The following is a 14,978-nucleotide window of genomic DNA, read 5'->3' as shown; positions in this document are numbered from 1 at the left end:
GTGACGGCCAGGGCGGCAGCGCCACGGCCACGGTCGGCGTGCGCGTCACCCCGGTCAACGACGACCCGAGTGCCGGCGACGACAACGCCGACCCCAACGCCGCCAACGACGCCCTGACCACCACCGAAGACACCGCGCTGACCATCCAGCCGGCGACCCTGCTGGCCAACGACAGTGACGTCGACGGCGACACCCTGGAAATCACCAGCGTGAGCGGCGCCGTGAACGGCAGCGTCGTGCTCAACGCCGACGGCAGCATCACCTTCACTCCGACCGCCGACTACCACGGCGACGCGAGCTTCGACTACACCGTCAGCGACGGCCAGGGCGGCAGCGCCACGGCCACGGTCGGCGTGCGTGTCACCCCGGTCAACGACGACCCGAGTGCCGGCGACGACAACGCCGACCCCAACGCCGCCAACGACGCCCTGACCGTCGCCGAAGACACCCCGCTGACCATCCAGCCGGCGACCCTGCTGGCCAACGACAGCGACGTCGACGGCGACACCCTGACGATCACCGGGGTGAGCGGTGCCGTGAACGGCAGCGTCGTGCTCAACGCCGACGGCAGCATCACCTTCACTCCGACCGCCGACTACCACGGCGACGCGAGCTTCGACTACACCGTCAGCGACGGCCAGGGCGGCAGCGCCACGGCCACGGTCGGCGTGCGCGTCACCCCGGTCAACGACGACCCGGTGGCGAACGACGACAGCTATACCACTCATGGCAAGCTTGGCGGGCTTTATTCGGAGTATTTCGCCTATCAAGAGGGAGCTGACGCCGACGGCCCGAATCTGACGAGTGTCTCGCAGGTTCAGGCCTTCATTGCCGAGAAAGGCACGCCCGATGCGACCTTCGTGGCAAGCTCGCTGTTTTACAATGACATCAGTGGCAATCTCGCCAATCCCGACAATCTGAAGACGTTCCTCGGTGCCGACGCCGATTCGCTGAGCACGCAGACACCGACGACGGGAACCGATGCCATTCTGCGGATGCAAGGGGTCGTCGAGCTGCAAGCGGGCAGTTACTCGTTCAAGATTCGTTCGGATGATGGCTATCAGGTATCGATCGATGGCAAGCCGGTGGCCACGGTCGACCACAATCAGACCCCGACGATCAACGAGCACAGCTTTACGGTGGCCCAGGGTGGCACGCATGCCATCGAAATCATCTATTGGGACCAAGCCGGAACGGCAACTTTCCAACCCCAGATGAAGTTCGGCGACGGCGATTATTCGCCACTCGGTGACTTCGTTGTCGATTCACCGCTGACCACCGCGGAAGACACTTCGATCTACCTGCGTACCGACGATCTGCTGGCCAACGATACCGATGCCGATGGCGATACGCTGACTGTCACGAGTGTCGGCAATGCCAGCCACGGCAGCGTCGTGCTCAATGACGACGGTACCATCGTCTTCACGCCGGCCACCGACTACAACGGTCCTGCCACGTTCGAGTACACGATCAGCGATGGTCAGGGCGGCAGTGATACGGCAACGGTCACGCTGTTCGTCACACCGGTCAACGATGCACCGGTGGCGAACCCGGATTCAGCGGGGGTCTCCGCAGCGCCGGATATCGTCTACCTCGCCACGGCACAGGGGACGCTGGAAGCCTGGAATCTGACCACGGGAGGGCAGAGCAGTGTCACGATCAAGGACGCCGCCGGCAATGAGGTCACTTATCTGGGCGATATCTCCCCCAGTGCGACGTCCGGAATGCTTTACGGTGTCGCCTTCGCCGGGACGACGCTCTACAGCATCGACGCTGAGACCGGGATGGCAACCGCCGTGGGCGCCGTGTCGGGCCTGAACGGTATCAACGCCCTCGGCTTGATGCCGGATGGCAACCTGATCGCTGCGAGTGCCAGCACAAAGGGGTTGTTCTCGATCGACCCGACGACGCTGGTGGCTACCAAGATTGCCTCGACCGGTTTCACATCGGGCGGGGACCTGCAGTATGTCGGCAACCATCTCTACGTTGCCGATTCGGACGAGCGTGTCCTCGAGGTCGCGTTGAACGATGACGGCAGTATTCGCACCGATGCCACCGGCAACGCGACCACGACTGTGGTAGCAACCATGAATGCGCCGGTGTATGGATTGGCGGAAAATGCCCAGGGCGAATTGCTGATCATCACCACCGACAACCTCGCCACGCCGATGAACGTCGACACTCAGACGCTCGGAACGCCGACCACGCTCGCGGTACCCAGTGGCGAAACGATTTACGGTAGCGCCAGTATCGTCGATCCCGGCTCGACGTTGGCCAGCGGTAACCTTCTCACCAACGACAGTGATCCCGAAGGTGATCCACTGACGGTGACCAGCGTCGCCAATACGCAAGCTGGCACTCAATCCAGCGTTGCCAGTGGCGCGAGCGCGACCCTTCAAGGAGTCTACGGCACGCTGACGCTCGAGGCGGATGGTAGCTACCACTATGTACTGGACGCCAATCGTGCGGCTACCCGAGCGTTGTCCGAGGACGAGCAGGGAAGCGATCAGTTCACCTACGCCATCAGTGACGGCCAGGGTGGTACGGCCAGCTCGACCCTGACGGTGACGGTCACCGGTATCAATGATGCACCTTCCGCCCAACCGGCGGGTGTTACGGGGCAGGAAGATACCGCGATCACCCTGGCCTGGAGTGATCTTGGGGTCACCGATGTCGACTCGTCCGATGCGGCCCTGGGTATCGTCGTCACTGGCCTGCCGGATTCCGGCCAGTTGCAGCATCAGAATGCCGACGGGCAATGGGTCGCGGTATCCGTCGACGACGCCTTTACCAAGGCCGATGTCGATGCGGGGTTACTGCGCTTCATGCCGGCGTCCAACGAGTCTGGCTTCGATGGCTACGGGGGTAACGGGGTCGGCGACCAGCAGGCCGACTATGCGCACCTGTCATTCAGGCCGACCGATGCGAGCGGCATGGGTGACGAGTCGACTCTGACGATCGATGTCACGCCTGTAGCGGATGCCCCCGAGGTCAGTATCTCGGTCGGCGACCTGGTGTCCTCCGAGCGCGGTACCAGGCTGACCGTCGAGGATTCCTCGGTCACCATCACCGTCGATGCAGGTACTATCTCCGCCCAGGGGCTCAGTGGTCGTGTCTTCGAACCGCCTTTCTCAAACGGCAATCTCAACCCGGGCAGTGCGGGCAATTCTCAGAACGCGGATGTCATCGTCCTTTCCGGTGATTTCAACAAGCTCGTCAACGGCAACCAGCCTGTCAATTCGATCGACGGTCAGGACAAGGATTACCTCTATCTGAGCAAGCCGTATGCCAGCTACGGCGTCGCATTGGGCGAGCTGCACCAGAACTCGGGTTATGACGGCCGCATTACCGATCTCGACACCGGGATGACGATCACGCTCAACAATATCCGTGGATTGATCTTCGGCGATGGCGTCACCATGATGCCGCCCGAGGTGTCGACGACCATTACGCCCACCGGTCACGACATCGTGGCTCTCGATCTGTCTGCCGCACTGGTGGACGTGGACGGCAGCGAGGTACTGACGGGAATCACGCTGTCGGGTATTCCCGAGGGGGTGAAGATTCTCGGTGATGGCGTCACTGCACTGGATAATGGTGACTGGTATGTCGAGAACAGCCAGGGCACGTCACTGGACGATCTCGGCCTTACCATGAAGATTCCGCTCGATAGCGGTAGCTTCGATATCCAGGCGTCCGTCGAGTCCCGTGAAATCGTCGACGGTGCCGTCGTCGACTCGGCATCGGCTGTCGATAGCGCCAGTGTCGAACAGTACGCCGTGACCATGGGTACCCCGGTGGACGACACCATCGAAGGGACCAACGCCAGCGATATCATCGTCGGTGACGCCACCGGCCTGCAGTTGGTACCGGGTGCGAACTACAATGTGGCCTTCATCGTCGATACATCAGGCAGTGTGTCGCAGTCAGACGTGAATTCTGCAAAGAGTTCATTGACCCACATGTTCGACTCGCTCAGTCATATCGTCAGTAAGGAAGGGGCCGGGAACGTCAATGTCTTCCTGCTGGATTTCGACAGGCAGGCTGGCAGGAATGTCAGTGTCGACCTGTCCGACCCTGATGCCCTGGTCCGGCTGAAATCCGTGCTCGACACCATGCAAAGTGGTGGTGGCACGAACTATGAGGATGCCTTCAAGACAACGGCTAACTGGTTCTACAGTGACCTCGTGACGTCCAACCCGGGGACGAACCTGACCTACTTCATCACCGATGGCTTGCCGACGTACCACCAGAGCGATGAAGCCAAGAGCGCCGTCGTCGGCACTTATGACGGGCAAACCTGGACCTTCGACGCCGAGGACTACCAGCCCGGCCAGAACCATTACATGAACATTGCCGGCGAAGACCGGCTCGTGGTGGACAGTTCGGGTAACGTGTATCAGTGGGAGCATCACGGTAGTTTCTGTGATAGAGGCTGGGATAACGAGGTCATCGGCCAGGTCCAGGACGATGGTCGGGGCGGTCATGAAATATCGTTTCTGGATGGGGATGGGCAGAGTACTCCCAGCTCGCTCGTGAATGATTCACTCGAGGCGTTCGCGCTGCTCGAGGACGTCAGTACGGTTGACTCGATCGGCCTGGGTGATTCTCTGCAGGAATCGCAATTGAGCCGTTTCGATAGTGACGGCACGGTGCAGACGAGTATCTCTCCCGAGAGCCTCGCCGATGCCATTCTCGGCAAGAACGTGGAGCTTCCTGCCGGTGACGATGTCGTCGATGGCGGTGGCGGGAATGACATCATTTTTGGCGACAAATTGGATTTCGACGGGGTCGAGGGTAACGGTCTGACGGCTCTCAAGTCGTATGTTGCGGGCAGACTGGGCGTCGAGGACCCCGATTCGCTGTCCACCGAAGTATTGAAGGGTTTCATCGTGAACCATCACGCCGAATTCAATCAGCTCGATCCGTCGGGCGGTGACGACATCCTGCGTGGTGGAGCCGGTGACGACATTCTTTACGGCCAAGGTGGCGATGATCTGCTGCAGGGTGGCTCGGGGGATGACATCCTCTACGGTGGCATGGGAGCGGACACGTTCAAGTGGTCACTGGGCGACCAGGGGGCGTCGGGTAGCGCTGCTCAGGATACCGTCATGTCATTCAATACGGCCGAAGGCGACAAGCTGGATCTGTCGGAGCTCCTGCAGGACAGGTCGGAGTCTCTGGATGCTTACCTGCGTGCCAGCGACGACGGCGAAGGCGGTACCGTGCTGCATGTCAGTACATCGGGAAGCTTTGGTGATGGCAGTTCCCTGGATGTTGCCGACCAGACGATTCACATGCAGGGCATGAACTACAGTAGCGATATCGTCCAACAGATGCTGGACAGTGGCCAGTTGATGCTGGACCAGTGATGGCCGTTCGCTGAGCGAGTCCTGCCCCCTTTCCGGCTTGGCCGGGAAGGGGGTGAACCGGTAGGGGGAAGCATGTATTTTGATGACGGCGTGTTGGAAACATGGTTGAAAGGGGATCGAGATGCCATCGAGTTCATCGGCATCATCAGCGATATCGCGCATGTCTGGGATGACCTGATCGATCGCGACCATCCTGTCGATGACGAGACCATCGACCGTGTCTTTTCGAACATGTTGATCGATCTGCCTTGCAATGCGTTCTATGTGAAACATTTCGATCGCTTGCATGCCATCCTCACCACGGCGATAGCGAACTGGCAAGCGGCGAACAAGATGGAGCGTGAGGGGGACGATTATGAACGAAGCATTGCGTTCATTCTGCGCTCCTCTTATGTGGATCTCGTGACCCAGTCTGCGTATCTGCTTGGCGGCGCGGCATGGGCCCGCCAGGTGGCCGAAGAGATACGCCTGATGACCCACCGTGAAACCTATGGCGGCTATCTCGAGGCACTCGACAGGGAACGTGCGCGGCGCGAGAAAGGGGGGGGCGTCAGGTCTGCTCTACCTGAAGGGGCGGTTCTGGTTGCCCCGCGCGAGAAGAAGCACCCGGTGAAGCCATCGTGAACGCGTCTGAAAGGTGGCCTTGCATGCCGCCAGGGAGGCTGCTGTGTTTTATGTAAAACGAGATGCGTCAGGCACGCCCGTCATGGTGGCGCGTGAACCTGGTGAAGATTGTCATGAAGCCCTGGAAGCCAATGATCCTGAAATCCTGGCCTTTTTCGAACGAGAGGGCCTGATGGGGCAGCATCGCAAGCTTCGCGATACCGATCTGGCATTCGTGCGCGTCCTGGAAGACGTCATCGAGTTATTGATTGCCAAGGGCGTCATAAGCTTTACGGAACTGCCCGAGGCCGCCCGTGAAAAGCTCCTCAAGCGCCAAACACTTCGCCGGCAGGTCAATAGTGTCGAGTTGCTCGGCGATGAAGACGATGAGTGGTTGATCTGACTTCGACCCCGGCCCCGGCCCCGGCGCGAAGCCTATGCCGGGGCGCCTTGCTCGCTGCCTGTCGGGCTGACATCCGCCGATAGGGTTTCGCCCCCTTTGTGTCGGCCTGGCGGGCGAGGGGTCCGCTCAATCCTGCCGGTCGGTGACCCCTGGCCCCGTGACCCCATCGAAACCGAGATCGAAGAGTGTCTCCTGCTCGGCGCGATTGCCGACTCCCTCGGCAATGACCAACACGCCAATGGAATGACTCAGCGTGGCGATGCCGCGCAAGAAGGGGTGGGTCTGGTCGTCCTTGTCGATATGCCTGACCAAGGACGCATCGACCTTGAGATAGGCCAGTCCCAGGTCATGGAGAGACTCGAGTTTGGCGAACTCCGGGCCGACATGCTCGATACCCAGTCGACAGCCGAAGGGACGGATCTCTTGCGACAGGGCGCGGAAGGCGGCCATGTGCCGGACCGCTGCCGACTCGGGAACTTCGATCCAGAGGTGGCTTGCCGACTGCGGGTGTGCTTGCAGTCGCTGACGCAGTGCCGCGACGAACCCGGTGTCACGGATGGATTCGCTGGACAGATTGATGCCCAGCGGAATGGCGTCGGTCGCGATGGTGTGCAAGGCGGTGTCGACCACGGCCAGGTCGATAGCCTGGTTCAATCCGGCGCGTGATGCCCAGGGCAGGAATAGGCCGGCCGGTTGCCAGTCGCCGCCGAGCATGAGGCGTGCCGGACTCTCATGGTGGAGCAATCGTCTATGGTCATCCAGTACCGGATAGCGGGCCAGTTGGACACCCTGGGTCGTCAGGGCTTCGTCGAGAGCCCGGCGCCAGTCGTCATGGGTATGGTACGGCAATTGTCCGGCGTCGGTCGTGGCGATCTCGATGGCCATGTCGCCCCGGGCCTCGGCCTTGGCGAGTGCGCCATCCAGCGCGCTGAGTAATTCACCGCGGGTATTGTCGCGGGTATAGGCGACCAGCGAGACGGGCAGTTCGACATCACCGTGTTCGGTGATGGATTGCTCGTGCAGCCGGTGCGCTATGGCCGCCCTCAGCTGAACCGAGTCATCGCATCCCGGCAGGATCATGCCGAAATCGGTGCCGTTGAGTCGACCGACGAGACCATCGTCGTAGTCGTCGGCCAGGCGGCGGAGCTTGTCCGCTACCTCGACCAACAACTGATTGGTGGCCAGGTATCCCAGGCGATCGTTGAGAGCAGCCAGGTTGGCGATACGAACCATGACCAGATGACCCGCCGAACGCTGACTGTCGCTGGTCAGCATGGCATCGAGCCGGTGGATGAGGGTGTCGCGTTTTGCCACACCGGTCACCTCGTCGTGTTGCAAGCGTCGCCGTAGCTTGTCCAGCTTATGCGTTTCCTCGGCGAGCATGCGACTGACCACCGTGGATAACTGGTTCATGGCCTGAACGACATCGCGCAGTTCCCGGGTGCGTGGCACGCTGCTGATGGTGAAACGCCGCTCGCCGATGTTGCGGGCCTGGGTGACCACGGTCTGCAGGGGGCGACGAATGGTCCGCACGATCCACCAGGCCAGCACGGCACTGACCAGGGCGGCGACGGCAAACCACGCCATGAGATCCAGGACATTACGCCATAGCGCGCTATAGGCATAACCGACATGGGTTTCCAGGGTTATGGTGGCAAATTGTTTCCAGCCGTCCTGAACGACCGCTGTTCCCGGCGGAACATCGAAATCGACGAGATCGACGAACCACGCCGGGGCGTCGGTGGTGACGGCATCGCTGACTCGCTGCTCGAGTGTCTCACCCTCCGGTGAGGTCAGCTCGATGCGTCGATAGTGGCCGGTATCGAATTGGGCCGACACCAGCAGTTCGACCGTGACGGGGTCCTTGTCGAGTTGGCTGAGAGAGAGTGCCAGGGCATGAGCGTTGTCGGCATTCTTGATGCGCAGTTCCTGCTCGATGTATTGCTTGCTGGTCAGCGTGCCGATGAAAAGGCTGCCGCCGAGGGTGAGCAGGAGTAATACCAGGATGGTCAGCCATAATTGCTTGATCAAGGACATTGAAGCGTGCTCCTGCCGGGCCCGGGAATGTGAGTGCCGCGACACCTGATGCTCATAGGAAACCCTGTGCCGCCATGCGTTGCAGAACGCGTCGCCAGCGGGACAGGCGCTGTGTCGGGTCGGCCAGCGAGCGCGTGGCCCCACCGGCCCACAGGCCGTCGCTGTTGAAACTGAACACGGGGGTCAGATCATCGCGCTGGCTGGCGGGCAGGATGGTGGGAAGCAGATTGTCGAGTACCACGGGCTCGTCCTCGGGAGACTCATAATAACCCAGGACCATGTGTGCCTGGGAGCGGCCACCGAGGCCGATGCGCGCACGGACATAGATCATGCGCAACCGTTCTCCGGGTATGCCGAGCTTCTTGAGTGTCTCGTACTTGGCGATGGCGTAGTCCTCGCAGTCCCCCGCGCCGCGCCCGAGTGTTTCGAGGGGGGTCGCCCAGTAGTCCTTTTCCTTCCACACGTCGATGTCGTCCAGCCAACGGACATGCCGGTTGAAAAAGTCGTTGACGTCTCTCAGCTTCCGGGAGGTCGGCTGCCCGTCGAGCGTATCGAGCAATTGCAGCCAGGCGTCCAGAACGCGCGTGCCATCCTGGCCATATTCGCCGGTCATGAACGTTCGCATTCGCGAGACATCCATGGCCGCACTGGCCAGACTCAAGACGCCGCCGGTCGAGAGCAGCACGATCATGAAGAACAGCAACGCGCGCCACCGTAATGCGGCGGAAGCAGGCTCTCGTTGGCGTCTGGCTCTAGGCAAGTCAAGAATCCGAGGTGGTGCGCGATTTTGCTCACCCAGCAGAATAAGCGATTAACGCCAGGTGCGAAGCCAGCATATGCGGTATTAACGCCGGCCATTTCCTGGCAGTGGCCTTGGATGAGTCTGTCGCGCAGCGGATGTGAGCGCCACGCGTTTCACGCCCGCCCCGGGCCTTCCCAGACGCGCAGGCGCCCCAGCCAGGGCAGTTCCCGGCCGGCTTCGCGCAGCCGGCTGGCCTGGGTGTCGAGATTGCCGGGCGTGGTGCGTTCGGCGACGTAGAGCGAGATGTCGATGCGGTTGCCGATGTAGTGAAGGTCCAGCGCGACACGGCGTTGCCAGCAGTCGAGGCCGCCCCAGGCGTCGTCCAGGGCCTGCTCGACGTCCTCGCGCAGGGGCAGGGCGGCGTCGCGGGCCGGCACCTCGTCGTGGGAGTCGTCCTCGGGGTCGATGTGAAAGGTGATGTCGGCGAGCTCCGGATAGGCGTCATAGAGGTCGCGGCAGACCTCGTTGCCGATCTCGTGGGCTTCGGAGACGGTCAGGCGCGGTGCCACCACCAGGTGCAGGTCGAGCAGCACCCGCTCGGCGACCTTGCGGGTGCGCAACTGATGCAGGTCGTGCACGCCGGGCACGGCCAGGGCCAGTTCGCGCATGCGGCGCTGGTCGTCTTCGGGCAGGGCGGTGTCGATGAGTTCCTTGCCGGCATCCCAGAGCAGTGCGGCACCGATCTTGCCGACCAGCAGGCCCACCACTACCGCTGCGGCAGCGTCCATCCAGCCCAGCCCCAACTGAGTGCCGATCAGCCCGACCAGTACCGCCACCGTCGACAGGGCGTCGCTGCGGTGATGCCAGGCGTTGGCCTCGAGCAGGGGCGACTTGATGCGCCGCGCGGTGGTCAGCGTATAGCGGAACAGCCACTCCTTGGCGAGTAGCGCGATCACCGCCAGGCCGATCGCCACCGGCCCGGCCGGCGGGATGGGAGCCCCGGCGATCAGCCGGCTGAGGCTGGCCCAGGCGATGCCGCCGGCGACGAACAGCAGCACGCTGCCGAGCAGCAGGGTGCCCAGCGTCTCGATGCGGCCATGGCCGTAGGGATGGTTGTAGTCGGGTTCCTGGCGCCCGAAATGGGTGGCGACGATCACGAAGGCGTCGGTGACCAGGTCCGAGAAGGAGTGAATACCGTCGGAAACCAGCGCCGCCGAGCCGACCAGCAGGCCGACCACGATCTTGGCGATGCCCAGCAGGGTGTTCAGCACACCCCCGATGAGGGTGATGCGGTGGGCGGCGCGGAGGCCGTCGGGCTGGGGCGATGTCGAATTCATGCGCGGTGGTCCGGGAAGGCGAAAAATTTCTGCGTTATAGTTGCCGCCCAAACACAGGGAATCAAGGGATCGACCGAATGGCTTCACTCGCGATGCCGCGGATGGCGCTTGCGCCGTGGGCACCGGTGGTCAGGGTACTGGCGGTGTTGTGGCTGGTGCTGGCCGCCTTCATGGTGATGCCCTGGCTGGTGCTGATCACCGAGGGCGACCCCGATGCGCGGGCCTTTGCGGTGTCGCTGGCGATCATTCTGGCCACGGTGGCCATGGCGTTGCTGCTGACCCGGCGGGTGCCGATCGAGCTCAAGCCGCGCCAGATGTTCGTGCTGACCACGCTGAGCTGGGTCACGGTGAGCGGTTTCGCCAGCCTGCCGCTGGTACTGGGCGCGCCGCAGCTGTCGTTCGCCGATGCGGTCTTCGAGTCGATCTCGGCGATCACCACCACCGGCTCGACGGTACTCGTGGGGATCGAGCGGCTGTCCGATGGTCTCAAGTTGTGGCGGGGCATGATGCAGTGGCTGGGCGGCATCGGCATCATCGTCATGGCGATCGCGATCCTGCCGTTTCTCAAGGTCGGTGGCATGCGGTTGTTCCATACCGAGTCCTCCGACTGGTCCGACAAGGTGATGCCACGCACCGGGGGTATCGCCAAGGCGACCATGAGCGTCTACCTGGGGCTGACCGGCGCGGCGGTGCTCTGTTACTGGCTGGCGGGGATGCTGCCGCTGGATGCGGTGGTGCTGGCGATGACCTCGCTGTCGACCGGGGGCTTCGCCAATTCCGACGCCTCGTTCGGCGCCTATGCCCAGCAGCCGGTGCTGCTGTGGCTGGGCACGCTGTTCATGCTCAGCGGCGCGCTGCCGTTCGTGCTCTACATTCGCGCGGCGCGCGGCTCGCCCGGGGTGCTGTGGAACGACCAGCAGGTGCGCGGCATGCTGCTGCTGCTGGTGCTGGCCATCGTGGCGCTGACCCTCTACCGGGTGCTGCAGGGCACGCCGGCCTTCGAGGCGCTGACCCAGGTGAGCTTCAACGTCGTTTCGGTGGTTACCACCACCGGCTACGCCTCGGACGACTACACCCAATGGGGCGCATTTCCGATCGTCGCCTTCTTCTATCTGACCTTCGTCGGCGGCTGCAGCGGTTCGACCAGCGGTGGGATGAAGATCTTCCGCTTCCAGATCGCCCTGCTGACCCTGCGCAACCAGCTGCGCTTCCTGATCCACAGCAACGGGGTGTTCGCCCAGCGTTACAACGGCAGCATCCTCAACGAGGAGATCGGCCGTGGCGTGGTGGCGTTCTCGTTCTTCTTCTTCCTCACCGTGGCCGGCATCGCGCTGGGGCTGTCGATGCTGGGGCTCGATCTGGTGACGGCGCTGTCCGGGGCGGCGACCGCGGTGGCCAACGTCGGCCCCGGACTCGGCGACATCATCGGTCCGGCCGGCAACTTCGCCACGCTGCCCGACGCCGCCAAGTGGCTGTTGTGCGTGGGCATGCTGATGGGGCGGCTGGAGATTCTGACGGTGTTGGTGTTGTTGACGCCGATGTTCTGGAAGAAGTGAAAACAAGAGCGAAGAGGTAAGAGCGAAGAGGTAAGAGCGAAGAGGTAAGAACGAAGAGGGAAGAGCGAAGAGGGAAGAGCGAAGAGCGAAGAGGGAAGAGGGAAGAGGGAAGAGGGAAGATGTAAGAGCGAAGAAAAAGCCCCCGCCAAATATTCAGCAGGGGGCTTTTTGCGTTTGGAAGGCGGTTAGTTGTCTTCCGTCTCTATTCTTCGCTGACTCGTCCGGCGCGGTTGAGCACCGGGTTGGCGTATTGGGCGAGCCACCAGTCGCGCAGTTCGGCGGGTACGCCGGCCAGGCGTTCGTCGAAGCGCCGACGGTCGGCGTCGGTCACCTCGGAGAGATCGACCAGGTCGGGTGCCAGGCCGCTGGCTTCCAGGGCCATCTGGTGGCTGGGGAATAGTCGGTAGCCACTGAGCACCTGTCGGTCGATCTCGGCGGCCACCGCATCCGGGCTGGCGAACTCGCCCTCCAGCGGGGTGCCGAAGGTCAGCTTGATGCGCCCCTTGTAGCCGGTGATGCCGGCGACGATCGAACGGATGTCCTCGAACTCGACCTTCTCGTAGCGGCCCGCGGTATGGACGGCGTGCAGCTCGCGCGCCTTCTGCAGGTCGCAGGGGTCGTACTCGTAGCTGATCGACACCGGCACCAGGCGCAGTTCGCGGATCGCCTCGGCGAAGTCGGCGTTCTTGTCCTCCTGGCGGCGCGCCATGGTCAGCATCTTGATGATCGCCGCATCGGAGCGGTCGATGCCGTTCTTGGCGCGCCCCTCGCGCTGGGCCAGCCAGACCGGCTGGTTGTCGACGCTGATCGAGTGGCGGATGTAGTTGGACAGCGTCTGGTAGGCGGCCAGCATGGCGCGCTTGCCGCGGGCCGAGCGGGGTACGATGAAGCTCTTGTTGAGACGCATCAGGTCGGTGACGAAGGGCTTCTGGAGCAGGTTGTCGCCGATGGCGATGCGCACCGTGCTGCGCCCGGCCTGATAGAGCGCGTAATTGACGAAGGCCGGGTCGAGGGCGATGTCGCGATGGTTGCCGATGAACAGGTAGGCGCGCCGCGGATCCAGCGCCTCGAGCCCGGCGACCTCGAAGGCATCGGTGGTGTTGGCGAGCATGCGCCGCATGTAATGGGCGATGTGATCCTGGAAATCGCCCACGCTGGCGATGCCGCGCATCTGCCGCTGCAGGCCGAAGCCGGCCAGGCGTCGGGCCAGCCAGGGGGCATGGCGCGACAGGCGGGGCAGGCGGTAGCGGGTGATGGCGTCGAGGAACTCGCGGTCGTGGGCGAGCCGGTCGAGCACGCCGGGCACCTCATCGTCGTGATAGGGCCGGATCTTGTCGAAGGTATCGGGGGTGAGCTGTCGTGTCATGGTGTCGTCGCGGCGGGAGCGGCCTCGCCGCCCAGCCAGTCGATGAGTTGTTCGGTGGTGCGGGTCAGCACCTGGGCCATCAGCAGGAAGTCGGTTTCCAGACGCAGCACGGGGTCGTCGTCGGTCTCGGTATCGGCGGCCTCGTCGAGCACCGCGTCGGCGAAGCGCAGCGACTTGAGCGCGAGATCGTCGTGGAGCACCAGCGAGAGCGACTCGTCGACGGTCAGCGCCAGGCGCGTGACTTGACGGCCAGCCTCGAGGGCGGTCTGGATTTCCTCGCCGTCGAGGTCGACCTGACGGCCGCGCAGCACGCTTTCGTCACCGGTCGCCTTGAGTTCGACCTGATCGCCGAGTTCCAGCCCCGCGGGGCGTTCGTCGGGCTGCTTGAGCCAGTCGGTCATGGCGCGCACCGGTGTCGTCCGGGTGGCGAGCGGCGTGACCTTGAGCGAGCCGAGCGTCTGGCGCAGCAGGTCGAGGATATCCTCGGCGCGGGCGCGGCTGGAGGCGTTGACGCCGATCAGCGCGTTGCGCGTGTCCCACCAGAGGTCGACGCGCTGGGTGCGCACGAAGGCGCGCGGCAGGAACTCCTCGTAGATCTGCTCCTTGAGGGCCTGTTTCTCCTGACGACGCAGCGGGCGGCCCTCCTTACCCTCGCGGTCGGCGACGCGCGATTCGAGTTCCTCGCGGACCACGGACGCCGGCAGCAGGCGTTCCTGGCGCAGTGCGGCGAGCAGACGGTGCCCCTGGAGTTCGTGCACGTGCTGCTGGCCGTTGCGGCCGGCCGGCGTGCTCCAGCCCAGGCGTTTGGCTTCACTGCCGCCCAGCGGCCGGAAACCGTTCTCGTCGAGCGCCGACTCCAGCTCGTCGCCGGTCAGCGAAGGGGCGTCGTGCAGGCGATATAAATGCAAGTGCTTGAACCACATGGCGTCGTCCCCAGGCAAAGGACGCACATTATGGCGAATTGGTCCCTTCCCTACCAGTCGTCATGCGCCGACCTACCACGGAAGTCGAGGGTGGCCGGGGTTTGAAACCAACGTTTGTTACGGGGCGGAGCGCTGGCTAGAATCGTGACATTTACTGACCCGGCAAAGGATCGTCTCGTCATGGACCAACGCATTGCCCGCTCGACCCTTCGTGTGCGCGGCTTTCATCTCGACGGTTATCAGCACGTCAACAACGCCCGTTACCTGGAGTTCCTGGAGGAGGGGCGCTGGGCCTACTTCGAGAAGCAGTTCGATCTAGCCAAGTTGTTCAACGAGGGCCTGGCGGCGGTGGCGGTCAACCTCAACATCAATTACCGCCGGGCGGCGGTGATGCACGACGAACTCGAGATCCTCACCTCGCTGTCGTCGCTCAACCACCGCAGCGCGGTGATCCATCAGGTCATCAACCGGATCGCCGATGGCAAGCGCATCGCCGATGCCGACTTCACCTTCGTGCTGCTCGATACCCGCAGCGGTCGCGCCATGGCGATCGACGGCGAGTTGCGCGAGACCCTGCAGCGCCACGTGCTCGACGCCCCCGCCGGCACCGAGTGAGTCGCCCCGGCGCTGCCTAAACCG

10 protein-coding genes are annotated in these 14,978 nt (G+C 63.2%); 5 read left to right on the top strand and 5 right to left on the bottom strand.

What is annotated here, in order from left to right; genetic code table 11:
* The 3 genes from KGR00_RS10605 to KGR00_RS10595 form a co-directional block, all read left to right on the top strand.
* Positions 1-5,372 (top strand): tandem-95 repeat protein (locus KGR00_RS10605; RefSeq protein ID WP_239032091.1); only part of this gene is annotated, 5,372 nt, incomplete at its 5' end.
* 72 nt (positions 5,373-5,444) lie between these two features.
* A complete protein-coding gene (locus KGR00_RS10600; RefSeq protein ID WP_224419742.1) occupies positions 5,445-5,996 on the top strand; it encodes a hypothetical protein in 552 nt (183 codons plus the stop codon).
* 13 nt (positions 5,997-6,009) lie between these two features.
* On the top strand, positions 6,010-6,378 hold the full coding sequence (locus tag KGR00_RS10595; protein WP_224419743.1) for a tryptophan synthase subunit beta like protein: 369 nt from the start codon (positions 6,010-6,012) through the stop codon (positions 6,376-6,378).
* A gap of 126 nt (positions 6,379-6,504) precedes the next feature.
* On the opposite strand, the gene KGR00_RS10590 is transcribed toward KGR00_RS10595, so the two are convergent.
* The 3 genes from KGR00_RS10590 to KGR00_RS10580 all read right to left on the bottom strand — a co-directional run bounded on the left by KGR00_RS10590 (position 6,505) and on the right by KGR00_RS10580 (position 10,494).
* Positions 6,505-8,415 carry an EAL domain-containing protein gene (locus KGR00_RS10590; protein ID WP_224419744.1) on the bottom strand — a complete coding sequence of 637 codons (1,911 nt, stop codon included), beginning with the start codon at positions 8,413-8,415 and terminating at the stop codon, positions 6,505-6,507.
* 52 nt (positions 8,416-8,467) lie between these two features.
* Positions 8,468-9,118: a transglutaminase-like cysteine peptidase gene (locus KGR00_RS10585; RefSeq protein WP_224419745.1), complete on the bottom strand. Its 651-nt coding sequence runs from the start codon at positions 9,116-9,118 to the stop codon at positions 8,468-8,470.
* Between the two features lie 212 nt (positions 9,119-9,330).
* Positions 9,331-10,494 (bottom strand): cation diffusion facilitator family transporter, encoded by a 1,164-nt coding sequence (locus KGR00_RS10580; RefSeq protein WP_224419746.1) that lies wholly within the window; start codon positions 10,492-10,494, stop codon positions 9,331-9,333.
* A gap of 77 nt (positions 10,495-10,571) precedes the next feature.
* Between KGR00_RS10580 and KGR00_RS10575 the strand changes: the two genes are divergently transcribed.
* Complete coding sequence (locus KGR00_RS10575; protein ID WP_224419747.1) at positions 10,572-12,050, top strand: TrkH family potassium uptake protein; 1,479 nt, start codon at positions 10,572-10,574, stop codon at positions 12,048-12,050.
* A gap of 202 nt (positions 12,051-12,252) precedes the next feature.
* Here the strand turns inward: KGR00_RS10575 and KGR00_RS10570 are convergent, their stop codons facing one another.
* Positions 12,253-13,416 carry a 1-acyl-sn-glycerol-3-phosphate acyltransferase gene (locus KGR00_RS10570; RefSeq protein WP_224419748.1) on the bottom strand — a complete coding sequence of 388 codons (1,164 nt, stop codon included), beginning with the start codon at positions 13,414-13,416 and terminating at the stop codon, positions 12,253-12,255.
* Positions 13,413-14,339 (bottom strand): recombination-associated protein RdgC, encoded by a 927-nt coding sequence (locus KGR00_RS10565; protein WP_224419749.1) that lies wholly within the window; start codon positions 14,337-14,339, stop codon positions 13,413-13,415. The genes KGR00_RS10570 and KGR00_RS10565 overlap by 4 nt, the downstream gene beginning before the upstream one ends.
* A 180-nt stretch (positions 14,340-14,519) precedes the next feature.
* Here KGR00_RS10565 and KGR00_RS10560 point away from each other — a divergent pair, with 180 nt between their 5' ends.
* Positions 14,520-14,954: a thioesterase family protein gene (locus KGR00_RS10560; RefSeq protein ID WP_129139550.1), complete on the top strand. Its 435-nt coding sequence runs from the start codon at positions 14,520-14,522 to the stop codon at positions 14,952-14,954.
* The last annotated feature ends 24 nt before the right edge of the window (positions 14,955-14,978 follow it).

The organism is Modicisalibacter sp. MOD 31.J (genome assembly GCF_020147985.1).
Lineage (GTDB): Bacteria > Pseudomonadota > Gammaproteobacteria > Pseudomonadales > Halomonadaceae > Modicisalibacter > Modicisalibacter coralii.
This window is presented reverse-complemented; position numbering and strand designations above follow the sequence as displayed.